We start from the raw sequence: 22,933 nt of genomic DNA, 5'->3' as shown, positions 1-22,933 counted from the left end.
AGAGCAGCCCCCCAGCGCGATGCCGGGGGGCTTCTTCGTGCCCACAGTGGCGCGTCGAACGCCACTGGCGGAGCCGGAGGATCTCCACTTCCGGAACCTGACAGTGCTCACGCGCTGAAACCGGTGGGTGGGGCGGGGCGGGCCGCGCGGGCCAGCGCGTCGGCCAACCCGGGCAGCTCGGCCTCGCCAAGGGCACTGACGGTGAGCCGCAGCGCGGGCGGCCCGGCGATGCGGTAGAGCGAGCCGGGGGCGGCCAGCCACCCGGCGTCCCGCAGCACGGTCGAGGCGACGGTCTCGTCGGTCACCGGTAGCCACACGTTGATGCCGCTGCGCCCGTGGGCGGGCAGACCCCGGTCGGCCAGGGCGGCGACCAGCCCGGTCCGCCGTCGTTCGTAGCTGTCGGCGGCCCGCTCGATCAGGGTGGCCACCGCCGGGTCCTGCCACAGCGAGAGGACGAGGCGTTGCAGCACGGTGGAGACCCATCCGGCGCCGACCCGGGCCCGGCCGGCCACCCGGGCGACGGTGATCTCGTCGCCGGCCAGCACGGCCAGTCGCAGGTCGGGGCCGAACGGCTTGCTCACCGAGCGCAGGAAGGCCCAACTCGTGGTGGCGCCGGCCAGCGGGTGCAGCGGTACGCGGGCCAACTCGGCCGCGTGGTCGTCCTCGATCAGCAGCAGGTCGGCGTACCCGGCGAGCAGGGCACGCAGCGCGGCGGCCCGGTCGGCGGAGAGGGCCGCGCCGGTAGGGTTCTGCGCCCGGCTGGTCACCACCAGCGCCCGCGCTCCGGCGGCGAGGGCGGCGGCCACCCCGTCGACCGTGGGCCCGTCGTCGTCGACCGGTACGCCGATCGGCCGCAGCCCCAGTGCCGCGATCAGGTCGAGCAGGCTGGCCCAGCCCGGATCCTCCACGGCGACCGGGTCACCGGGGCGCAGGTGTGCGCCGAGCAGGCGTTCGATGCCGTCGAGAGCGCCACCGGTGAGCGTGACCTCCGCCGGTGGCACCCCGTCGGCGGCCAGTCGCGTCCGGGCCGCCTCGGCGACCTCCGGCAGTACCCCGACGTCGGGGTAGCCGACCGGCTGACCGACGGCTGCGGCCAGCCGGGCCAGGTGCGGGCCCAGCGGCGGCAACAGCCGTGGGTCGGGTTCGCCACGGGACAGGTCCCGCAGGCCGGGGGCGGGTGGCGGGCGCAGCGCCGCGCGGCGGGCGGCGACGGGTGGGCGTGGTCGTACCCGGGTGCCGTGCCGGCCGGCGGTGACGACCAGGCCGCGTTGGCGTAGTTCGGCGTAGGCGCGGGCGACGGTGGCCGGACTGACGGCCAGTTCGGTGGCGAGGGCCCGGACCGGTGGCAGGGGGTCGCCGGGGGTGAGGGCGGCGTGGCGGATGCCCGATTCGATGCTGGCCGAGATCTCGGCGGCCGTCGCACCGGTTACCTGATAGCGTGCTGACACAAACAGAAGATTGTACTAGCACGAAGGTGGGAGCATGTACGCGCCAACCGCCCGCACCACCGCCAGCCGCTCCCGGGACCGGATGAGCTACGACCGGGACGCCGCACACGCCGTGCTCGACGAGGCGTACCACTGCGCGCTCGGGTTCACCGTGGACGGTGCGCCACGGGTGCTGCCCACCCTGCACGTCCGCGTCGGCGACACGCTCTACCTGCACGGCTCCACCGGAAGCCGGCCGCTGCTGGCCGCCCGGGGCGACGGGTTGCCGGTCTGTGTGACGGTCACCCTGCTCGACGGGCTGGTCTACGCCCGCTCGCAGTTCCACCACAGCGCCAACTACCGGTCGGTGATCGCGCACGGCACCGCCCGGCTGGTCACCGACGAGGCCGAGAAGACCGACGCCCTCACCGCCCTGGTGGAGAAGGTCGGCGCGGGCCGGGCCGCGGACAGCCGCCCGCCGAACCGGCGGGAACTGGCCGAGACCGCCGTACTGGCGCTGCCCCTGGTCGAGGTGTCGGTACGCGCCCGCGCCGGTGGCGTCGCCGACGAGCCGGCCGACCACGCGCTGCCACACTGGGCCGGAGTGGTGCCGCTGCGGGCGACCGCCGGGCTGCCCGAGCCGGACGACGGCGTCGCCGTGCCCGTGCCGGCGTACCTGCGGCCGGCCCGCACGCCGTGGCACGAGCCGGTTCCGCTGCGCGGCACGCACGTGCTGCTGGAACCGCTGGACCTCACGCACGCCGAGGAGTTGTTCGCCGCCACCGCCGATCCCGAGGTGTGGCGGCACTTCGGCACCCGTCAGCCGACCGACGTGGCCGCCCTGGCCGCGATCGTCCGGGGCTACCTGGCCGCCGGGCACCGGGGCGAGCAGGTGCCCTGGGTGCAGCGGTGCGCGGTGACCGGCGCGGTGGTCGGCAGCACCTCGTACTACGAGATCGACCCCGAGCGGCGGTCGGTGACCATCGGGTACACCTTCCTCGGCCGACCGTGGTGGCGTACCGGCATCAACACCGAGGCCAAGCTGCTGCTGCTCGACCGCGCCTTCGGCGAGCTGGGGGCGGTCCGGGTGGCCTGGCACACCGACATCCGCAACGAGCGGTCGCAGCGGGCCATCGAACGACTCGGCGCCACCCGGGAAGGGGTGCTGCGGATGCACCGGCTGCGCCCGGACGGCTCGTGGCGGGACACCGTGCAGTACTCGATGACCATCGACGAGTGGCCGAACGCACAGGTCAGGCTGCGGGAAAGGCTTCGCGCGCAGGCACCCGTGGCGCCATGATGTCCAGCGTGCTGGGGATCACCGACATCTGGACGTACGTGCTGGGCACCGTGGCCATCATCCTGCTACCCGGACCGAACTCGCTGTTCGTACTCTCCACCGCCGCCCGGCGCGGGGTGGGCACCGGCTACCGGGCGGCCGGCGGCGTGCTCGTCGGCGACGCCGTGCTGATGTTCCTCTCCGCCGCCGGAGTGGCATCGCTGCTCAAGGCGTACCCACCGGCCTTCCTCGTGATCAAGTACGCGGGTGCGGCGTACCTGGGCTATGTCGGGTTGACCATGCTGCGGGGAGCCTGGCGGCGCTGGCGGGACCGCAACGACCCGGACACCCCGCGACTGATCGACGCCGCGCAGCCGGCGGAGATGCGCAGCCCGTTCCGCAAGGCCATGATGATCAGCCTGCTCAACCCGAAGGCGATCCTGTTCTTCGTCTCGTTCTTCATCCAGTTCGTCGACCCGACGTACCCCTGGCCGGCGCTGTCGTTCCTGCTGCTCGGCCTGATCGCCCAGGTGACCAGCCTGCTCTACCTAACTGCGTTGATCTTCACGGGCACCTTCCTGGCCGTCCAGTTCCGCCGTCGTCGGCGGCTGGCGGCCGGCGCGACCACCGCCGTCGGTGCGCTCTTCCTCGGCTTCGGCCTCAAGCTCGCCGCCGGCTGAACGCCCGGGAGGATCACCGGCCGGCCGGCGACGGTCGGATGCCGTCGCCGCCACCGGGCGACCGTCAGGTGCCGTCGCCGCCACCACCGCCGCCGACGCCCGCGCCGCCGGCCGTGCCGCCCAGTCCGAAGCCGGGCGGGATCGGCTCGTCCGGCGGGCGGCTGACGTGGGCCGACTCGGTGATGGTGGCCGACCAGTCGGCGTGGGCCGCCGCGGCGGCGTGCCGGTTGATCGTCTCGCGCAGCCAGCCGTCCACGGTGGCCACCCAGTCCCGCCGTTCGGCGCCGACGTGCCAGATCCGGAACCGGCTGATGCTGGTGTGCGTGATGCCGGCCAGCGCCAGCCGCCGGTCGCACCAGAGGATCACCTCCAGGCCGGCGGAGTCGGTCACGAAGATCACCTCAAGCTCGGTGATCGGCCCGGCGTAGAGCGGGCCGACCCAGAAACCCCACCGCTGGTGCACGGGCAGCGTCTGCGCCACCCCGGGCAGCCGGCCGTCGACCAGGCCGGACTGGCGCGCGCTGAAGCCGAGGGTGTCCAGGGCGGCGAGCACGTGTTGCTGGGTGGGCAGCGGGTGGACGAAGACCGGCACCATGGCGCCCTGGTCCACCGCCGGTTCGATCGCCACCTCGGTACGCAACCCCATCCGCAGACTGAGCAGCGGTACGCCGCCGAGCGTGGTCAGCGGGGTCTCCCAGGGCAACGGGAACTCGAACGGGATCGACCGGGCCCGGCCCGCCCGCAGCACCAGCGGGCCGGCGACCTGCGCCGAGTGGAACTGCAACAACCGCCGGGGCGCCTCCGGATCGTCCGACTCGACCGTGCTGACCAGGCCGAGCCGGACGTGGTAGACCGGAACGTCCACGGAACCGGCGATCAGGTTCACCCGCCCCGGCAGTCGTAGCCCGGGGCGGGTGCTGGGATTGGCCAGCGCGGTCTGCACCGTCAGGCCCGTACCGCCCGACTCCGGTGACACCCCCGTCAGCCGCACCCGTGTCGCTCCTACCTGAGTCGGCGCACCGCGCGCGGAATTGGATCCGTCTCGTCGTCGAACTCCCCGATGACCTCCTCCAGCAGGTCCTCCAGCGCGACGAAGCCGACCGGTCGGGTCGGGCCGCCGCCGTTGCGGACCAGGGCCAGCTGGGACTGGCGGGCCCGCATCGCGGCCACCGCCTCGGTGACCGTCGCGGTGTCCGGCAGGGTGATCGCGTCGTTCATCAGATCCGCCGCGGTGGCGTCCGGCCGGACCGCGGTGGCCCGCACCGCCTCCCGTACGTGGACCAGGCCGCAGACGTCACCGGCAGTGTCCAGCACCGCCAGCCGCGACCGGCCGCTGTCCCGGCTGACCTGCTCGATCCGGTCCACCGGGTCGTCCCGGCGCACCGTCACCATCCGGTCGAACGGCTCCATCACCTGCGCGACCGTGGTCCCCTGCAACTCCAGCATGCTGGTCAGCAGTTCGTGCTGGGCGGCACCGAGCAGGCCGTGTTCGCGGGACTGCTCCAGCAGCATCCGCAGCTCGTCCGGGCCGTGCACCTGGGCCAACTGGTCCTGCGGGTTGACCTTCACCAGCCGCAGCAACGCGTTGGCGACCGCGTTGAGCACCGACAGCACCGGCCGGGCCACCCGGGCGAAGGCCCGGAACGGCAGGGCCAGCAGCAGCGCGGAACGCTCCGGGTGGGTGATCGCCCAGGACTTCGGGGCCATCTCGCCGACCACCAGGTGCAGGAAGGTGACCAGGCTCAGCGCGAAGATCAGCGCGACCACGTGACTGGCGCCGTACGGCAGGCCGACGGCGTGCAGCAGCGGGCTGATCAGCCGTTCGATCGCCGGTTCGGCCAGCGCACCGAGGCCGAGCGTGCACAGCGTGATGCCGAGCTGCGCGCCGGCCAGCATCAACGACAGCTCGCGGACACCGTCGAGGGCCGCCTTGGCCGCCCGACCGCCGCTGGCCGCCGCCTGTTCCAGGCGGTACCGCTTGCTCGCCACCAGGGCGAACTCGGCGGCGACGAAGAAGCCGTTGAGCGCCAGCAGGACCACCGAGGTGATCAGCGCGAATCCGGTGCTCATGCGGTCACCTCGTGGCCACGGGCGAGCTGCAGACGTACCGAGTCGGCCACGTGCCGGTCGACGGCGAGCACCTCGACGAGGGCTCGCGGCGCGACCCGGCCGTTGTCGCCGTCCACCGGCAGGTTGATCTCCAGCCGGTCGCCGACCTCGGGCACCCGGCCCAGCTCCCGCATGACCAGCCCGGAGAGGGTGTCGTACTCGGGGTGTTCGGGCAGGGAGATGCCGGTGCTGTCGGCGACCTCGTCGATCCGCCAGCGGGCCGGCACCACCCACGAGCCGTCCTCCTGCCGCGCGGGTGCCCGCTCGGGCGGGTCGTCCTCGTCGCGGATCGGGCCGACCAGTTCCTCGGCGATGTCCTCCAACGTGATCACGCCGGCGAAGCCGCCGTACTCGTCGACCACGCAGGCCAGCTGACGGTGCCCGGAGCGGAGCCGGTCCAGCACCGTCGGCAGCGGCAGCGTCTCCGGCACCAGCAACGGTGGGCCGGCCACCGCGCTGACCGGGGTGGTGGCGCGCCGCGCCGGGGGTACCCGCAGTACGTCGGCGATGCCGATCACGCCGACCAGGTCGTCGACGCCCTCCGCACCGCGGACCGGGAACCGGGACCGGCCGGTTTCGAGCAGCTCGACCACCCGGCTGACGTTCTCGTCGGCCCGTACCGTGTGCACGTCGACCCGCGGCACCATGGCCTCGCCGGCGGTCAGCTGCCGGAAGTCGAGCCCCCGGTCGAGCAGCGCGGACATCTCGGCGTCGAGGTGCCCCTCGAGCCGGGACTCGGCGATGATCTGTTCCAGATCCTCCGGGGTGGCGCCGCTGGGCAGTTCCTCGATCGGCTCGATGCCGACCCGGCGCAACAGCCGCACCGCGGCCCGGTCGAACAGCTTGATCAGTGGACCGGCGACGGCCAGGTACATCAGGGTGGATCGAGCCAGGGCCCGGGCGACCGGCTCGGGCCGGGCGATGGCTAGGTTCTTCGGCGCCAGCTCGCCCAGCACCATCTGCACGATGGTGGCGATCACCAGAGCCAGCGCCACCGACAGCGGCAGGCTGACCGAGGTGGGTACGCCGGAGACGCCGAACAGCTCGGCCAGGCCGGCGCCGAGGTAGGGCTCGGCCATGTAACCGACCAGCAGGGTGGTGACGGTGATGCCGAGCTGGGCACCGGAGAGCATGAACGACAGCCGCGCGGTGACTTCCAGGGCTCGGGCGGAGGCCTGGTCGCCCTCGACGGCGCGCTGCTTGAGCTTGCCCCGGTCGACGGCGACGTAGCCGAACTCCTGCGCGACGAAGTAGCCCGTCGCGACGGTCAGAACGATGATCAGAGTAAGACCGACGAAGATCAACACGGGACGCTCAGGGCTCCCGGGGCCGTCGGGTCGTATGGATGCCGGGGCTTACCCGGCTGGCTACTGCTGCCCTCCTGGGCAGAAGAGTCGATCATGCCGTCATTCTACCGGTCCGGCCGCCGCCACCGGCGGCATGCGGCGAGGCACCCCCGACCCGAGGTGGTGGTGCGTGGCGAGCCCTCCGGGCGGGCGTACCGACCGCGAAACCCGGCGGCGACGACGGCGACCCGACCCGGACTGACGGTGCGCGCGTCGATCACGACTCCGCCCCCTCCGCCCGCGCCACACCAAGATCACGAGCGGTCGGCGGGCGGTCGGCCAGATCGTCCGCTTCGAGCAGCTGTCGGTCCAGCCGCCCGGTGCGGTACGCGGCCCGTCCGATCATCTGGGCGGCGACCGGTGCGGTGGCCAGTTGGAAGAGGGCGATCAGCGCGATCATGCCGATGTCGGAGAGGGTACGCAGCCGCAGCGACACCCCGAGCAACAGCAGCAGCACCCCGAGGACCTGCGGCTTCGTCGCCGCGTGCATCCGGGTCGGCGCGTCCGGGAAGCGCAACACCCCGATCGCGGCGGCCAGGCTCAGCAGCGCACCGGCGACCAGACTGGCCGCACCCAGCCAGTCGGCCACGTCGCCCAGCGTCACCCCGCCGAGCAGGTCGGCGGCCGAGGCCACCCCGCCGAGCAGGTCGGCGGCGGCCGGGGTCAGAACACCGAGCCGGTCGGCGGCGGCCGGGGTCACGGCCGTTCCCGGACGGCGAAGCGGACCAGGGAGACCGAACCGACGAAGCCGAGCAGGGCGAGCACCACCAGCACCGGCAGCGTGGTCGCGTGCCGGTTGATCGCCGCCTCCGCGCCCACCGCGCCGACCATGGTGGCCAGCAGCATGTCGGCGGCGATCACCCGGTCCAGCAGCGACGGGCCGCGGTAGAGCCGGGTGAGGGCGAGCAGGGCGGTCACCGACAGCAGGCCGGCCAGGACGGCGATCAGGACGACGCTCACGAGGACTCCTTGTCGGCGGGACCGGCGGGGCCGGCGGGATCGGCGGGATCGGCGGGGCCGGCGGGATCGGGCCGGTCGGCCCGCTGGGCGGGATCGGCGTTGAGCCGGCGTACCTCGGCCGCCGAGCCGACCGCCGAGATGATCCGACGTTCCACCTCGCGTACCTGGTCGCGGGCGTCGGCGAGGTCGCTCGGTCGGCGTACGTCGAGCACGTGCACGTAGAGCGTCGCGCTGGCCCGGTCCACCTCGACGATCAACGTGCCCGGCACCAACGAGAGCGCCTCGGCGGTCAGCGCCAGGTTGAGGTCGGTGCGTACCCGCAACCGCACCGCGACGATGGCCGACCGGGGGACGTAGCCGGGCTGCACCGCGATCCGGGCCACATGTGCACTGGCCCGGACCAGCTCGACGACGAAGCTCGCGGCGAACACCAGCAGTCCACGTGGGCGCAGCCGACCACTGAAGGAGACCGGTGGAAGCGGGAAGAACAGCAGCACCACCGTGGCCACCGCCAACCCACCGAACAGGTTCGCCCAGCTGAAGTCGCCCCAGAGCAGGTTCCAGACCAGCACCAGCCAGCCGAGCGCGATCGCCTGGTCGCGCCACCGGCCCAGCCGGTCCCGGACCCGCCGGCCGGGCTCGACCGCCACGTCGGCGCCGGGGTCCGCGCCGGTCACGGCGGCCCGCCCAGTTCGGCGCCGGTCACGGCGGTCCGCCCGGCAGTACGGCGTGGATGTACGGGGTACGGTCGCGCAGGTCGATCGCGGCGCCGGTGGTCACGTCGAACAACGGACCGGCCACCACGGTCAGGCCGACCCCGAGAATGACCAGGACGGTGGTGGCGCCGACAGTCAACGCCGGCAGCGGCGCGGTCGACGGCACCGTCTGGCAGGGCGTACGCCAGAAGACCATGCTCCACGCCCGGCTGGCGACGTAGAGGGTGAGCAGGCTGGTCAGGGTGCCGACCGCCACCAGCGTCCAGGCCAGCGCGCCACCGGCGGCCACGCCGGCCTGGAGCAGGCCGAGCTTGCCGAGGAAACCGGAGAACGGCGGGATGCCGGCGAGGTTCATCGCCGAGACGAAGAAGAGCACCCCGAGCAGCGGCGTCAGGCGGGCCAGCCCGCCGAGCCGACGGAGGTCGGTGCTGCCGGTGCGCTGTTCGACCAGGCCGGCCACCAGGAAGAGGGTGGTCTGGATGGTGATGTGGTGCACCACGTAGAAGATCGCGCCGACGAGCCCGGCGACCGTGCTGAGCCCCACCCCGAAGATCATGTAGCCGATGTGGCTGACCAGGGTGAACGACAGCAGCCGCTTCATGTCCGACTGGGCCACCGCGCCGAGGATGCCGACCAGCATGGTCAGTCCCGCCACCACCAGCAGCAGCGTGCCGGCCTGCTCGCCGGGGAAGAGCAGGGTCTGGGTCCGGATGATCGCGTACACGCCGACCTTGGTGAGCAGACCGGCGAAGACGGCGGTGACCGGGGCCGGTGCGGTCGGGTAGCTGTCCGGCAGCCAGGCCGAGAGCGGGAAGACCGCCGCCTTGATGCCGAAGGCCAGCAACAGCATCAGCTGCAGGCTCAGCCGTACGCCGTCGGGCAGCGCGTCGAGCCGCGCGGCGAGGTGCGCCAGGTTGAGGGTGCCGGTCGCCGCGTACACCAGGCCCACCGAGATCAGGAAGATCATCGAGGCCAGTACGTTGACCACCACGTACGTCGAGCCGGTACGGATCCGCAGCGGGGTGCCGTTCAGGGTGATCAGGACGAAGCTCGCGGCGAGCAGCATCTCGAAGCCGACGAAGAGGTTGAACAGGTCACCGGCGAGGAAGGCGTTGGTCACGCCGGCGGTCAGCACCAGGTAGGTGGGGTGGAAGATGGCCAGCGGCGCGCTCTCGCCGGTCTCCCCCTGCCCCTGCCCGATCGAGTAGAGCAGCACGCAGAGGGTCACCGCCGAGGAGACCACCAGCATCAACGCGGCCAACTGGTCGGCGACCAGCACGATGCCGACCGGCGCGGGCCACGCGCCGATCTGGACCACCAGCGGCCCGTGCCGGTACGCCTGCACCAGCAGCACCGACGCCACCACCAGGGTGGCGGCCAGGCAGCTCACGCTGACCAACCGCTGCGGCAGTGGACGGTTCACCAGCAGCAGCGTCAGGGCCGCACCCAACAACGGCAGCAGCACCGGCAGCGGGACGAGTGCGGTCATCGCCACCCCCGCTGCGGGCGGCGCGCGTACCGGCTCATCGGGGCCCCTTCCCGCGCCACCGCTGCCAGGGCGCCGGCGTGTCGACCTGCTCGGGGTCGTCCTCCGGTGGCTCGCTGCCCAGGTCGGAGGCGGAGATCTCCTTACGCGCGGCGCGGCGCACGATCCGCTGGTCCTCGATGTCGTCGGGCACCTCGTCGTCGCCGGTCAGGAACCAGCTGCGATAGCTGATGGCCAGCAGGAACGCGGTGAACCCGAGGGTGATCACGATGGCGGTGAGCACCATGGCCTGGGGCAGGGCGTCGCTCATCTCCGCCGGGTCGGTGACACCGACCACCGGCGGGCCGCCGGACCGCCCGCCGAAGATGATCAGAAGGTTGACGCCGTTGCCGACCAGGATGACGCCGAGCAGGATCCGGGTCAGGCTGCGTTCCAGCAGCAGGCTCACCCCACAGCCGACGAGCACGCCGATCGCGACGAAGGACACCAGGTTGGCGCCGGACTCTCTCATCGGGACCCCCCACGGCGTTCCACGGCGAGCCCCCCCTGCGCCCCGCGACCGGCGGCCTCGATGTTCCGGTCCACCTCGGCGCCGAGGCTGCGCAGCACGTCCAGCGCCAGCCCGATCACCACGAGGTAGACACCGACGTCGAAGAAGAGCGAGGTGATCAGGTAGAAGTCGCCGACCACCGGCAGCCACAGGTCGACCTTGACGCTTTCCAGCGCGGCGCCACCGGCCAGCAGGGACGCCACCGCACCGCCGACCGCCAACGCCAGGCCGGCGCCGAGCACCGTGCCGGCACCCACCGGCGCGGCCTCGGCCAGCTCGTACCGGCCACCCGCGAGGTACCGCATGGTGAGCGCGAGGCCGGCCACCAGCCCGCCAGCGAACCCGCCGCCGGGCGCGTTGTGACCGGAGAAGAGCAGGTAGAGCGAGAAGAGCACCGCGGTGTGGAAGATCAACCGGGTGACCACCTCCAGCACGATCGACCGGTTCCGTTCGCGCAGGGTGGCGCCGCCCCGCAGCCACACCCGCCGGCCGGCGACCGGCTCACCCCGATCGGCCTCCAGCCGGCGCGGTCGCGGCCCGGTCCGGGACTGCTGGAAGACCAGGCTGGCCACCCCGGTGGCGGCCACCACCAGCACCGCCAACTCCCCCAGGGTGTCCCAGGCCCGGATGTCGACGAGCGTCACGTTCACCACGTTGCGGCCGTGGCCCTGCTCGACGGCCAGGCTCGGGAACCGTTCGGAGATGCTGGGTGCCTGCCGGGCCGAGGTGGCGGCCACGGCGAGGCCGGCGACCGTCAACCCGACCGTCAACCCGATCATGCGGCGGATCCAGCGGCTACTGCGCAACGGGCGTACCGAGAACCGCTCCGGCAGGCGCCGCAGCACCAGTACGAAGATCGCGATGGTCACGGTCTCCACCAGGAACTGGGTCAGCGCCAGATCCGGCGCCCCGTGCAGCACGAACAGCATCGCGGTGCCGTAGCCGGTCATCCCGACCAGCAGCATGGCGGTCAGCCGGCGGCGGGCCCCCACCGCGAGCAGGGCGCCACCGGCGATGACCACCAGCACCACCGGCTGCACCGGGCTCGACCACAGGTCGATCGAGTGCGCCCAGGGCCGGATCACCAGCAGTACCCCGCCGGGCACGGTGGAGAGCACCACCAGGATGAGGCCGAGGTACTGCGGCAGCGAGCCCCGCTGGGTGACGCTGGTGACGTCCACCGCGGTCCGGTCGAAGCGATGGGTGATCCACTCGTACCCCTGCTGGCCGGTCACCGGCGAGCGCACCCTTGCCAGCGCCGGGGCGAGCGGGCCGCGCAGCGCGAACAGCACGGCACCCCCGACCAGGGTCACCCCGGACAGGCCGAGCGGAAGGTGCAGACCGGGCCAGAGCGCCAGGTGCGCGTCGACCGTGCCGAAGAGTTCGGCGTACGGGTGCAGGAGGTTGTCCAGCGCTCCCGCCGCCGTACCGGCGACCAACCCGGCACCGGCCAGCACCGTCGGCGGCACCAGCATCGGTAGCGCCACCCGGCGCAGTCTGGTCGGCGCCACCCCGGGGCGGGCGCCGAACGCACCCCAGACGAACCGGATGCTGTAGGCCACCGTCAGCACGGTGCCGACGACCAGCACCGCGAGGACCAGCGGCCGGTCGGTGAAGGCGGCGAACACCGCCTCCTTGGCGACGAAACCGACCAGCGGTGGCAGGCCGGCCATGGACGCGGCGGCGAGCACCGCCACCCCGGCCAGGAACGGCGAGTCGCGCCACAGCCCGGACAGTTTCCGCAGGTCGCGGGTACCGGCACCATGGTCGATGACGCCGACCACCAGGAACAGCGCCGACTTGAACAGGGCGTGGGCGAGCAACATCGCCACGCCGGCCAGCGCGGCGTCGGCGGTACCGACCCCGACGGCCACCGCCAGCAGCCCGAGCTGGCTGACCGTACCGTAGGCGAGCAGCAGCTTCAGGTCGGTCTGGCGCAGCGCCGCCCAGCCACCCAGCACCATGGTGACCAGCCCGGCGACCAGCACCACCGGCCGCCAGGGGCCGACCACGGCGAGCATCGGGGCGAGCAGGCCGAGCAGGTAGATACCGGCCTTCACCATCGCCGCCGCGTGCAGGTACGCGCTGACCGGCGTCGGCGCCGCCATCGCCACCGGCAGCCACGAGGTGAACGGCAGCAACGCCGACTTGGACAACGCACCGAGCAGAATCAGCAACACCGCCACGACCAGGTACGGCCCGCCGGGCAGCGGCCGTTCGGCCAGTTCGGACCAGCGGTAGGTGCCGGCGTGGTGGCCGAGCATGATGAACCCCACCAGCATGGCCAGGCCGCCGAGGGTGGTCACGATCAACGCCTGGGCCGCGGCCCAGCGGGCCGACCGCCGCTCGGTACTGTGCCCGATCAGCAGGTACGAGAAGACCGTGGTCAACTCCCAGCAGACGTAGAGCAGCAGCAGGTCGTCGGCGAAGACCAGCCCGAGCATCGCCCCGGCGAAGCCGACCATCACCCCGGCGTACCGGGCCATCCCGGCGGCGTCGGGCGGGAAGTACCGCGCGCTGTAGACCAGCACCAGCGCGCCGACGCCGCCGACGAGCAGGGTCAACAGCCAGGACAGCGTGGTCGTCCGCAACGCCAGGTCCAGCCCCAGCTGCGAGATCCACGGGTACGTCTCGGCGACCGCGCCGCCCTGGGCCACGTCCGGCGTACGCAGCACCGCCCAGCCGAACGCGGCGGCGGGTGCGAGCGCCAACGGGTAGCAGGCACGCGGACCCCACCAACGCACCAGCAGCGGTGCCACGAGGGCCGCCACGAGGTGCAGGATCAGCAGTACCAGCACGCGCGCTCCCCGGTCGAGGTGGCCGCGGCGCCCGTTCCGCGTGCTTGGCGCCTAGAAGCGATCAAACGGCACTCCGGCCCCCAATGCCGCCAGTTTCCCGAGAAATACCCATATCTGGCGTCTAGGCGCCCCCACCCCACGCCCCGCCCCACGCCACCCCGTGCGTGCTCCACCCCACGCCACGCCCCCACGCCACCCCGTGCGTGCTCCACCCCGCCCCGCCCCACGCCACCTGTGCGTGCTCCACCTCACGCCCCGCCCCCCGCGCCACGCCACCCCGTGCGTGCTCCGCCCCACGCCCACGCCGCCCCATGCGTGCTCCACCCCACGCCGCCCCGTGCGTGCTCCACCCCACGCCCCGCCCACGCCACCCCATGCGTGCTCCATCCCACGCCCCACCCCACGCGCCACGCCGCCCCGCGCCACCCCGTGCCACGCCGCCCCGCGCCACCCCGTGCCACGCCGCCCCGCACCCGCACCCGCACCCGCACCCGCACCGCCCCACGCCCGACCCCGCGATCTTGCAGTATTGGACGGGATAAAAGCCGCTTCTCATACCAAACTTGCGACGGGAAGCGCAAGATCGCGAGGGCGGACGGCTCGCCCTGCCGCGTTGCCGCGCGCCGAGGTGGGTCGGCTCGCCCTGCCCCTTGCCGCCCGCTCTGCCGCCGGACGATGCGGGATGGCGGCTGCCCCTGCTCAAGGTCACGCTCGATCCGGGATCGAGGGGCCTCAACCGCGCTCGGAAAACACTCGATCCCGGATCGAGCGTGACCTTGCCGGCGCGGTGCCAGCCTGGGCGAGGCGAAGTACCGCGCAGAGGCTGATACCCCACGAACCTGTGGGGCAGGGCACGCCGCGAACCAATGACACAGGGCGGGGCCACCTCAAGCGCCGCGAACAGCCGGGCGGGGCAGGGTATGCCGCGAACAACGGGACGAGGGCAGGGCGCGCCGCGAACCACTGGACGAAGGCAGGGCCACCGCAAGCACCGCCAACCGCGGGACGGGGCGGAAGCGGATCGCGAACAGCGGAACCGGAGCCCATCGCGAGGAAATGGGGCGGGGCGGGAGGCGGCCGCGAACGGTGGAGCAGGAGACGGGCCGTGAACGGTGGAGCAGGAGGCGGCCGTGAACGGTGGAGCAGGAGGCGGCCGTGAGTGGTGGATCAGGTGCGCGAAGGGCTGGGAGCGTCGGCGTCGCGTACGGGGCGGCTCTCGACCATCAGGTCGGGGCGACCGAGCCGTCCGGCCGCCTTGTTGACCAGCCGCTGGGCGGCGGCCAGGGAGCGGACGGAGAGTAGCCGGCCGCGGCTCTCCCGGCGTAGCACGAAGTAGTGCACGGCAACCCGTACCTGCGCCCGGTCGGCGGCGCTGGCCTGGGCGGTGACGAGGACCAGTTCCCGCAGGCAACCGGCGAGCCGTTCGGCCAGTTCCAGGTCCGCGCCGTGCAGGCCGGCACGGAGGGTGGCGACGTGACTGTCGACCTTGCGGATCAGGACGTCGCAGTTGGACCCAGAGTTCCGCTCCTCGACGGCCATCCGATCCCCTCCACCGCTCACCACGCCGCGAGTGAAGTTACTTTATGTTGCCTGCTGCAATCAAGCAGTTAAGTGAGACTTAACGGATTGAACAGTCAAATAGCCGCGAGCGTCTTAACTCGTACACAACCGTACGGTCCAGCGTCGGCGGGTGTCGGTACCCGCAGGCAGGATGGGGGGCGTGGCGGATTCCATCGGAGGCTCGGGTGCGGCGGTGCTCTCCCGCTTCGGCACGGCGACCCGGGAGTGGTTCGGCGCGGCGTTCGCCGCGCCGACGGCGGCGCAGGTCGGTGCCTGGGCGGCGGTCGCCGCCGGGCGCCACGCCCTGGTCGTGGCGCCGACCGGTTCGGGCAAGACCCTGGCCGCCTTCCTCTGGTCACTGGACCGCCTCGCCCGTGAGCCGGCCCCGGCCGACGCCCGGCACCGGTGCCGGGTGCTCTACGTCAGCCCACTCAAGGCGCTCGCGGTCGACGTCGAACGTAACCTGCGTGCCCCGCTCGCGGGCATCCGGCAGGCCGCCACCCGGCTCGGGCTCACCCCGCCGGACATCACCGTCGGGATGCGTACCGGTGACACGCCGGCCGACGAGCGGCGGGCCTTCGCGCGTACCCCGCCGGATGTGCTCATCACCACCCCGGAGTCACTGTTCCTGCTGCTCACCTCGGCCGCCCGCGACTCGCTGCGCGGCGTCCAGACGGTGATCGTCGACGAGGTGCACGCGGTGGCCGGCACCAAGCGCGGTGCCCACCTCGCGCTCTCCCTGGAACGCCTCGACGAGCTGCTGCCCGCCCCGGCGCAGCGGATCGGCCTCTCCGCGACGGTCCGGCCGGTCGACGAGTGCGCCCGGTTCCTCGGCGGCGCCCGGCCGGTCGACGTGGTCGCACCGGCCACCGCCAAGACGATCGAGGTCAGCGTCCAGGTGCCGGTGGAGGACATGACCCGCCTCGACGAGCAGGAGGCACCGCTGGACGATCTCGCCGGCCCGCGTACGGCGTCGATCTGGCCGGCGGTGGAGGAACGGGTCTACGCGCTGATCCGGGCCCACCGCTCGACCATCGTCTTCACCAACTCCCGGCGCAGCGCGGAACGGCTCTGCGCTCGGCTCAACGAACTCGCCGCCGAGGAGACGACGCCCGAGCAGGCGACCGCGTCGGTCACCCGACCGGCCCGGACACCCGCGGAGATGATGGCGCAGGCCGGGGCGGTCTCGGGCGCCCCACCGGTGATCGCCCGGGCGCACCACGGCAGCGTCTCGCGGGAGGAACGGCGGCACATCGAGGAGTCGCTCAAGGCCGGTCAGCTGCCCGCCGTGGTCGCCACCTCCAGCCTCGAACTCGGCATCGACATGGGCGCGGTCGACCTGGTGGTACAGATCGAGGCGCCGCCCAGCGTGGCCGCCGGCCTGCAACGCGTCGGCCGGGCCGGGCACCAGGTCGGCGCGGTGTCCCGTGGGGTGGTGCTGCCCAAACACCGCGGCGACCTGCTCTCCTGCGCCGTGGTGGCGGAGCGGATGAGCGACGCCGCGATCGAGGAGCTGCACCACCCCCGCAACCCGTTGGACGTACTGGCCCAGCAGGTCGTCGCGATGGTCGCGCTGGACCAGTGGCGGGTCGGCGACCTGGCGGCGGTGGTCCGCCGGGCGGCGCCCTTCGCCGAGCTGCCCGACTCGGCGCTGCACGCCGTGCTGGACATGCTCTCCGGGCGCTACCCGTCGACCGCCTTCGCGGAACTGCGTCCCCGGCTGGTGTGGGATCGCGCCACCGACGTACTGACCGGCCGCCCCGGCGCGCAGCGACTCGCGGTGACCAGCGGCGGCACCATCCCGGACCGGGGCCTGTTCGGGGTCTTCCTGGCCGGGGCGGAACGCGCCGCCCGCGTCGGTGAACTGGACGAGGAGATGGTCTACGAGTCCCGGGTCGGCGACGTGTTCCTGCTCGGCTCGTCGTCCTGGCGGATCGAGGAGATCACCCCGGACCGGGTACTGGTCTCCCCCGCCCCCGGGCAGGCCGCCAAGATGCCGTTCTGGAAGGGCGACCAACCGGGCCGACCGGTGGAGCTGGGCCGGGCGATCGGGGCCCGGGTCCGCACGCTGCTGCGGCAGGACGACGCGACGGCCACCGCCACGTTGCGGACCGCCGGGCTGGACGACTGGGCCGCCGGCAACCTGCTGGCGTACCTGCGCGAGCAGCAGGCGGTGACCCGGTCGCTGCCGGACGACCGGACGGTGGTGGTCGAGCGGTTCCGCGACGAGCTGGGTGACTGGCGGCTGGCCGTGCACAGCGTCCTCGGCGCCCGGGTGAACGCACCCTGGGCGCTGGCCATCGGCCGGCGCCTCGCCGAACGGCACGGCGTCGACGCGCAGGTGCTGCCCGCCGACGACGGCATCGTCGTACGCCTGCCGGACACCGCCGAGAGCCCACCCGGCGCCGACGTCGTCGCCTTCGACCCGGACGAGATCGCCCAGCTGGTGGAGGAGTCGGTCGGCACGTCGGCACTGTTCGCGGCCCGGTTCCGCGAGTGTGCCGCACGGTCGCTGCTGCTGCCCCGCCGCGACCCGCGCCGCCGCCAGCCGCTGTGGCAGCAACGGCAACGTGCCGCCCAACTGCTCGACGTGGCCCGCGAGTACGCCGACTTCCCGGTCACCCTGGAGGCGGCCCGGGAGTGTCTCCAGGACGTCTTCGACGTGCCCGCCCTGGTCCAGGTGATGCGCGACCTCGCCGGCCGTCGGGTCCGGCTGGTCGAGGTGGAGACGCCCCGACCGTCACCGTTCGCCCGCTCCCTGCTCTTCGGCTACGTCGGTGCGTTCCTCTACGAGGGCGACGCCCCGCTCGCCGAGCGCCGGGCCGCGGCACTCGCGCTGGATTCGGCCCTGCTCGGCGAGCTACTCGGCCGCGTCGACCTGCGCGAGTTGCTCGACCCGGCGGTGCTCGCCGAGACCGAGCGGCAACTGCGTTGGCTGACCCCGCAGCGCCGCCCCCGCGACGCCGAGGACGTGGTCGAGCTGCTGCGCCAGCTCGGCGACCTGAGCACCGACGAGTTGGCCGAGCGTGGGGTGCCCGACGGGTGGCTGACGGAGCTGGCGGCCACCCGCCGGGTACTGCGGGTCCGCATCGCCGGGCAGGACCGCTGGGTGGGGGTGGAGGACGCCGGGCGGCTGCGGGACGCGCTCGGGGTGGCGCTGCCGGTGGGGGTCGCCGAGGCGTACCTCGCACCGGGCGCCGATCCGCTCGGTGACCTGGTCGCCCGGTACGCGCGTACCCACGCCCCGTTCGCGGCGGCCGGCTGCGCGGCCCGGTTCGGGTTGGGGGTCTTCGTGGTGGAGCAGGCGCTGCGCCGGCTGGCCGCCACCGGACGGGTGGTCTCCGGCGAGTTCACCCCGGACGCGGTCGGCACCCAGTGGTGCGACGCGGAGGTGTTGCGCCTGCTGCGCCGCCGGTCGCTGGCCGCACTGCGCCGGGAGATCGAACCGGTGCCGCCCCGGACGCTGGCCACCTTCCTGCCCCGCTGGCAGCAGGTCGGCTCCGCGGCGCGGGGGGTGGAGGCGGTGGCCGCCGCCGTCGAGCAGTTGCAGGGCGCGTCGGTGCCGGCGTCGGCGCTGGAACGGCTGGTGCTGCCGGCCCGGGTGGCCGACTACTCCCCCGCGTTGCTCGACGAGCTGTGTGCCAGCGGCGAGGTGGTGTGGGCCGGTGCGGGTGCGATCTCCGGCGGGGACGGCTGGGTCAGCCTCGCGTACGCCGACGTGGCACCGCTGCTGCTGCCGCCGCCGGACGACGCGCTGGCCCGCACGCCCCGGCACGACGCGGTGCTCGACGCCCTCGGCGACGGGCAGGCACTGTTCTTCCGGGCCCTGGCCGACCGGGTCGGCGCCACCGACGACGCCGAGCTGACCACGGTCGTCTGGGATCTGGTCTGGGCCGGGCACCTGACCAACGACACCCTGGCCCCGTTGCGTACGGTGCTCGGCGGCGGTGGCGCGCACCGGGCCCGCTCGGCTGTGGCGCGCAGCCGCTACCGGCGGCCGGGTCGGGTGGCCCTGCCCAGCCGCAATGGGCCGCCCACGGTGGCCGGCCGCTGGTCCCGACTGCCGGAGCGGGACACCGACCCGACCCGGCGGGCCGCCGCCCTGGCCGACGTCTTGTTGGAGCGTCACGGGGTGCTCACCCGGGGCGCGGTCGTGGCGGAGCAGGTGACCGGGGGCTTCGCCGCGGTCTATCCGGTGCTGGCCGCGTTGGAGGAACGTGGCGCGGCCCGGCGCGGCTACTTCGTCGACGGACTGGGCGCGGCGCAGTTCGCGGTGCCCGGCGCGGTCGACCGGATCCGCGCCCTGGCCGAGCCGCTGGGCACCGGGCCCACCCGGGGCGGCCCGGCCCTGGTGCTGGCCGCCACCGACCCGGCGAACCCGTACGGTGCGGCGCTGCCCTGGCCGGAGCGGGTGGTCGACTCCGGTGACGCGGCGCCGCCGGCCACCGGTCACCGCGCCGGCCGCAAGGCCGGCGCCCTGGTCGTACTTGTCGCCGGTGACCTGGTGCTGTACGTGGAGCGGGGCGGGCGCACGATCCTCTCCTTCACCGACGACGTCGACGCGTTGGCCGCCGCCGGCAAGGCACTGGCCGGCGCGGTCGGGTCCGGCGCGTTGGGGCCGATCTCGGTGGAGCGCGCCGACGGCGAGGCGGTGGGTTCGTCCCCGCTGCGCGACGCGCTCACCGCCGCCGGATTCCGTGCCACCCCGCGCGGCCTGCGGCTACGTGCCTGAACCGCCGCCCAACCGCCGCGCCAGAACCGCCCAACCGCCGCGCCTGAACCGCCGCCCAACCGCCGTGCCAGAGCCGCGCGGCTGCGGCCCGATCGGGACGGGCGGGCTCAGCGCAGGCCCGCCAGCACCTTCTCGTAGCGGGGGCGGTCGGCCTTCGGCGTGGGCGCCTCCAGGTAGTTGAGCACCACCGTGCCGCTGCGGTACGACGCACCGGTCCACCGCTGCGCCATGTCGTCGGCGCTGCTCTCGTCGGGGAAGACGTACACGGCGACGCCGTCGGTCACGACCAGCTCCGAGCAGCCCAACCCGAGCCCGTCCGGTCCACACTCGACGGCGCGGTCCCGGGAGTTGCCGGCCTTCAACCCGGCTTTGCGGAAGGCCGCGACGACGTCCCGGGCGCTGGGTGCCCCCGCCTGGCGGGGCGGCAACTCCACCGGCGGTGCACTCAGCGGCAACCGCTGGGCGCTGCTGCCGGCGCTCGGCGCGGCCGGCGCGGTGGCACCACCGACGGGCGCGGTGGCGGTCGGCGCGGTGGCCGGATCGGCCGGCGCCGCGGTGGTGTTCTCCGGCGGGCCGGGCGGTAGTTCCGGGGTCGGCCCGGTGGGCCCGGCGGACGGGGGCGCCGCCGGTCCAGCGGCGGGCGGGCGGTCCGGGTCACCGCCGCAGGCCGAGAGCGCGGCCGCAGCCGTGAGCAGGACGACGGCCGACAGGATCCGGTTGGTCACCCTGGCAGTCTGCCCAATCGGCCCGGTCTCGGGCAGTGGCCGGTCGGTCAGCGCCGCTGTCGCTTTTCCGCCACGATGGACGATCACCCGGGCCGTCGGCAGCGGCCGGTACCGGCCGTAACATCCGGTGTCGTGACGAGCAGTACGCGCAGCCCCGCACCGGCCGAGGTCGTCTCGTTGACCACCGACTACGGGCTGGCCGACGGGTTCGTGGCGGCCTGCCACGGCACCATCGCCCGGCTCGCACCGCGGCTGCGGGTGATCGACGTGACCCACCTGGTGCCACCGGGAGACGTCCGCCGGGGCGCGACGGTGCTCGCGCAGACCACGCCGTACCTGCCGTACGGGGTGCACGTGGCGGTGGTCGACCCGGGCGTCGGTACGGCCCGCCGGGGGATCGCCCTGGCCACGGCGGGCGGGCTGCTGGTCGGGCCGGACAACGGCCTGCTGCTCGACGCCGCCGACGCGCTGGGCGGGGTGGACCAGGCGGTGGAGCTGACCAACCCCCGTTGGCTGGCGCCCCGGGTCTCGGCGACCTTCCACGGCCGGGACGTGTTCGCGCCGGTCGCGGCCCGACTCGCGGTGGGCGCGCCGCTGCCCGAGGCCGGCCCGGCGGTCGACCCGTCGACGTTGGTGCGGCTGCCGGAGCCGGTGGTGCGTCCGGAGCCGCACGGGTTCGTCGCCGAGGTGTTGACGGTGGACCACTTCGGCAACGTCCAGTTGGCCGCCCCGGCCGATCTGCTGGCCGCGCTACCGGCCCGACTGCGGGTCCGCCCGGCGGGCGACCGGACCGGTGGACACCGGGCGGTGCACGGGCGTACCTTCGCAGACGTCCCGGTCGGCGCCCTGCTCGCGCACGTCGACTCGGCCGGCCGGGTCGCCCTCTCGGTCAATGGTGGCCGGGCGGCCGAGTTGCTCTCCGCCGTCCCCGGTACGCTGCTGCGGGTCGACGGACTCGCCGCCTCCTGACCGGTCCGGCGCCACACGCTCGAAACGTCCACTGTGGAAGGCTGTCGGGGTGGAAGATCGCTGGGTGCCTGCCGCCTGTCCCTGCTGCGCGTCCCGGACCGGCGGTGGCACCTGTCCGGTCTGCTTCTGGACCGACGACGGCCAGGGTGATGCCGACGCCGAGGTGGTGCGCGGTGGCGTGAACGGGGATCTGAGCCTGACCATGGCCCGGCTCAACTTCGCCGTCTACGGCGCCTGCCACCCCCGCTACCAGGACCTGGTGCGCGCTCCCCGGCCGGAGGAACTGCCCTGACGACGCGGCCGGGCCGGTGTCACCCGACACCGGCCCGGCTCGGCGTACCGAATCAGCAGGGCGACACCGAACCACCCCAGACCGCCGAGATGTACGCGTGGCTGACGAACTGCCCGCTGGCCAGCCGGTTCCACCGGTTCGTGGTGCGGTACGGACCGCTCACCGTCTGCCCGGTCACGTAACACTGGACGGGCACGTTGGCGTACCGGGCGGCCAGGCCCCGTGTCGCGTACGAGGTACCCGGGCCGGATCGGATGTTCAGCGGTCCGTCGCCGACCACCCCTCGGGGCCCGCTACCGGTCCACAGGTACGCGACGTCGACCCACGAGTTCGTGGTGAGCTGCAGCCCGTCCCAGAAGGTCCCGTCGGCCAGGTCGATGCCGGCCGGGTTGAGCACCACCCGACCGAACTGGTCCCGCCCGCCGTTGTAGCCGGACTGGTACGCGGCCTGCGCCTGCGGCCGGCCCTGCGGCAGGTCCTTCCAGTTCTCCCGTACCGCGCTGGGGTTCCAGTAGTCGTCGCGGGTGTTCCACGGGCCGACGTCCCAGACCGGCGCGTACTCGCAGCGGCTGCCGCTGGTGGTGCAGACCCGGACGGTGTAGTCACCGGAGTTGCGCGGGGACAGGCCACGGCGCGACGGCAGGGCCACGAAGTGGTCCCGGGGCGCCACGGTGTGCCCGTTGGCGGTCGTCTCGCCGACCAGGCCGATCCGGGTCGCGTACACCCGGTAGGTGGGGCCAGGGGTGGCGGCGGTGACGGCGACCCGGTCGGCGGTCAGCCGGACGGTACGCACCTCGGCGGTCGCGCCGGACGCGCCGGCGCTGAGCACCACCCGGGCCTGCACCTGGCGGACCGGCTGGTCGAAGACGGCGGCCGGGACGGCGTCGCGCCACTCGGTCCAGCCACTGGTACGCCAGCCACGGACCTGGACGGTGGCGGTGGCGCCGGACTTGGCGGCGGCGGCGACCTCGGCCCGCACCCGGGTCGCCGGGCGGCTGAGGTTCCGCGTCGGGGTCACCAGCATGCCCTCGGCGACGGCGCTGCGCGGAGCCGGTGCGGCAGGTGGCCGGGCGTCGGCCAGCCGCAGTCCGGTCCGGGTGTGCCGGACGTTGACGTCGTCGGCATCGACGACGGAGAGGTCGGCGTGCCAGCGGTCGGCCCGGGCGGCCGAGGCGGGTGCGGGTTGCAGGGACACGGTGAGTACCGCGGCCATGGCGAGCGTGAGGACAGGGATACGGGGAAACTTCATGGGCATTCCTCCAGATAGTTCCCCCGATAGTGCCTATATGCATAGATCCACTAGA

18 protein-coding genes are annotated in these 22,933 nt (G+C 73.7%); 5 read left to right on the top strand and 13 right to left on the bottom strand.

All coding sequences use genetic code 11. The annotated features are described in order from the left end of the window. Window positions 1-107: 107 nt before the first annotated feature. The gene (locus D2L64_RS04215; RefSeq protein ID WP_119573290.1) at window positions 108-1,448 is read right to left on the bottom strand and encodes an aminotransferase class I/II-fold pyridoxal phosphate-dependent enzyme; all 1,341 of its coding nucleotides are present in this window, start codon (window positions 1,446-1,448) and stop codon (window positions 108-110) included. Between the two features lie 34 nt (window positions 1,449-1,482). On the opposite strand from D2L64_RS04215, the gene D2L64_RS04210 reads away from it, so the two are divergent. Together D2L64_RS04210 and leuE are read left to right on the top strand one after the other, a co-directional pair. Further along, entirely contained in the window at window positions 1,483-2,727 is a 1,245-nt protein-coding gene (locus D2L64_RS04210; protein ID WP_119573288.1) for a bifunctional pyridoxamine 5'-phosphate oxidase family protein/GNAT family N-acetyltransferase, read from the top strand. Then, entirely contained in the window at window positions 2,724-3,386 is a 663-nt protein-coding gene (leuE, locus tag D2L64_RS04205; protein ID WP_119573286.1) for a leucine efflux protein LeuE, read from the top strand. Before D2L64_RS04210 ends, leuE begins: the two co-directional genes overlap by 4 nt. Before the next feature lie 64 nt (window positions 3,387-3,450). On the opposite strand, the gene D2L64_RS04200 is transcribed toward leuE, so the two are convergent. The 10 genes from D2L64_RS04200 to D2L64_RS04155 form a co-directional block, all read right to left on the bottom strand. Continuing rightward, on the bottom strand, window positions 3,451-4,377 hold the full coding sequence (locus D2L64_RS04200; RefSeq protein WP_119573284.1) for a sporulation protein: 927 nt from the start codon (window positions 4,375-4,377) through the stop codon (window positions 3,451-3,453). Window positions 4,378-4,388: 11 nt separating this feature from the next. Then, on the bottom strand, window positions 4,389-5,456 hold the full coding sequence (locus D2L64_RS04195; RefSeq protein WP_119573282.1) for a hemolysin family protein: 1,068 nt from the start codon (window positions 5,454-5,456) through the stop codon (window positions 4,389-4,391). Then, complete coding sequence (locus D2L64_RS04190) at window positions 5,453-6,802, bottom strand: hemolysin family protein (RefSeq protein WP_119573280.1); 1,350 nt, start codon at window positions 6,800-6,802, stop codon at window positions 5,453-5,455. Before D2L64_RS04190 ends, D2L64_RS04195 begins: the two co-directional genes overlap by 4 nt. A gap of 256 nt (window positions 6,803-7,058) precedes the next feature. Further along, window positions 7,059-7,541, bottom strand: coding sequence for a monovalent cation/H(+) antiporter subunit G (gene mnhG / locus D2L64_RS04185; RefSeq protein ID WP_407663052.1), 483 nt, complete (start codon window positions 7,539-7,541; stop codon window positions 7,059-7,061). Further along, window positions 7,538-7,801: a monovalent cation/H+ antiporter complex subunit F gene (locus tag D2L64_RS04180; RefSeq protein WP_119573278.1), complete on the bottom strand. Its 264-nt coding sequence runs from the start codon at window positions 7,799-7,801 to the stop codon at window positions 7,538-7,540. Before D2L64_RS04180 ends, mnhG begins: the two co-directional genes overlap by 4 nt. Further along, window positions 7,798-8,478, bottom strand: coding sequence for a Na+/H+ antiporter subunit E (locus D2L64_RS04175; protein ID WP_119573276.1), 681 nt, complete (start codon window positions 8,476-8,478; stop codon window positions 7,798-7,800). Before D2L64_RS04175 ends, D2L64_RS04180 begins: the two co-directional genes overlap by 4 nt. Before the next feature lie 25 nt (window positions 8,479-8,503). Beyond that, a complete protein-coding gene (locus D2L64_RS04170) occupies window positions 8,504-10,006 on the bottom strand; it encodes a Na+/H+ antiporter subunit D (RefSeq protein ID WP_119573471.1) in 1,503 nt (500 codons plus the stop codon). 34 nt (window positions 10,007-10,040) lie between these two features. Next, on the bottom strand, window positions 10,041-10,514 hold the full coding sequence (locus D2L64_RS04165) for a Na(+)/H(+) antiporter subunit C (RefSeq protein WP_119573274.1): 474 nt from the start codon (window positions 10,512-10,514) through the stop codon (window positions 10,041-10,043). After that, the gene (locus tag D2L64_RS04160; RefSeq protein ID WP_119573272.1) at window positions 10,511-13,351 is read right to left on the bottom strand and encodes a Na+/H+ antiporter subunit A; all 2,841 of its coding nucleotides are present in this window, start codon (window positions 13,349-13,351) and stop codon (window positions 10,511-10,513) included. The genes D2L64_RS04165 and D2L64_RS04160 overlap by 4 nt, the downstream gene beginning before the upstream one ends. 1,167 nt (window positions 13,352-14,518) lie before the next feature. Next, window positions 14,519-14,890, bottom strand: coding sequence for a hypothetical protein (locus tag D2L64_RS04155; RefSeq protein WP_119573270.1), 372 nt, complete (start codon window positions 14,888-14,890; stop codon window positions 14,519-14,521). A 172-nt stretch (window positions 14,891-15,062) separates the two neighbouring features. Between D2L64_RS04155 and D2L64_RS04150 the strand changes: the two genes are divergently transcribed. Beyond that, the gene (locus D2L64_RS04150; protein ID WP_119573268.1) at window positions 15,063-19,643 is read left to right on the top strand and encodes an ATP-dependent helicase; all 4,581 of its coding nucleotides are present in this window, start codon (window positions 15,063-15,065) and stop codon (window positions 19,641-19,643) included. 107 nt (window positions 19,644-19,750) lie between these two features. Here the strand turns inward: D2L64_RS04150 and D2L64_RS04145 are convergent, their stop codons facing one another. Beyond that, entirely contained in the window at window positions 19,751-20,368 is a 618-nt protein-coding gene (locus D2L64_RS04145; protein WP_119573266.1) for a hypothetical protein, read from the bottom strand. 132 nt (window positions 20,369-20,500) lie between these two features. Here D2L64_RS04145 and D2L64_RS04140 point away from each other — a divergent pair, with 132 nt between their 5' ends. Together D2L64_RS04140 and D2L64_RS04135 are read left to right on the top strand one after the other, a co-directional pair. Then, window positions 20,501-21,337 (top strand): SAM hydrolase/SAM-dependent halogenase family protein, encoded by an 837-nt coding sequence (locus D2L64_RS04140; RefSeq protein WP_233558750.1) that lies wholly within the window; start codon window positions 20,501-20,503, stop codon window positions 21,335-21,337. Between the two features lie 64 nt (window positions 21,338-21,401). Further along, the gene (locus tag D2L64_RS04135) at window positions 21,402-21,629 is read left to right on the top strand and encodes a CPCC family cysteine-rich protein (RefSeq protein ID WP_233558749.1); all 228 of its coding nucleotides are present in this window, start codon (window positions 21,402-21,404) and stop codon (window positions 21,627-21,629) included. 52 nt (window positions 21,630-21,681) lie between these two features. Here the strand turns inward: D2L64_RS04135 and D2L64_RS04130 are convergent, their stop codons facing one another. Continuing rightward, window positions 21,682-22,878 carry a hypothetical protein gene (locus D2L64_RS04130; protein WP_119573260.1) on the bottom strand — a complete coding sequence of 399 codons (1,197 nt, stop codon included), beginning with the start codon at window positions 22,876-22,878 and terminating at the stop codon, window positions 21,682-21,684. Window positions 22,879-22,933 lie beyond the last annotated feature (55 nt).

It is taken from the genome of Micromonospora radicis (assembly GCF_003583405.1).
Taxonomy (GTDB): domain Bacteria; phylum Actinomycetota; class Actinomycetes; order Mycobacteriales; family Micromonosporaceae; genus Micromonospora; species Micromonospora radicis.
Note: the sequence above shows the minus strand (reverse complement) of the source record. Positions and strands in the feature narration are given on the sequence as shown.

Excerpts from the sequence above, each read along its gene's own strand:
- D2L64_RS04130 (WP_119573260.1), bottom strand. The coding sequence starts at position 22,878 with ATGAAGTTTCCCCGTATCCCTGTCCTCACGCTCGCCATGGCCGCGGTA.
- D2L64_RS04210 (WP_119573288.1), top strand. The coding sequence starts at position 1,483 with ATGTACGCGCCAACCGCCCGCACCACCGCCAGCCGCTCCCGGGACCGG.
- D2L64_RS04195 (WP_119573282.1), bottom strand. The coding sequence starts at position 5,456 with ATGAGCACCGGATTCGCGCTGATCACCTCGGTGGTCCTGCTGGCGCTC.
- leuE (WP_119573286.1), top strand. The coding sequence starts at position 2,724 with ATGATGTCCAGCGTGCTGGGGATCACCGACATCTGGACGTACGTGCTG.
- D2L64_RS04150 (WP_119573268.1), top strand. The coding sequence starts at position 15,063 with ATGGGGGGCGTGGCGGATTCCATCGGAGGCTCGGGTGCGGCGGTGCTC.
- D2L64_RS04170 (WP_119573471.1), bottom strand. The coding sequence starts at position 10,006 with ATGACCGCACTCGTCCCGCTGCCGGTGCTGCTGCCGTTGTTGGGTGCG.
- D2L64_RS04165 (WP_119573274.1), bottom strand. The coding sequence starts at position 10,514 with ATGAGAGAGTCCGGCGCCAACCTGGTGTCCTTCGTCGCGATCGGCGTG.
- D2L64_RS04155 (WP_119573270.1), bottom strand. The coding sequence starts at position 14,890 with ATGGCCGTCGAGGAGCGGAACTCTGGGTCCAACTGCGACGTCCTGATC.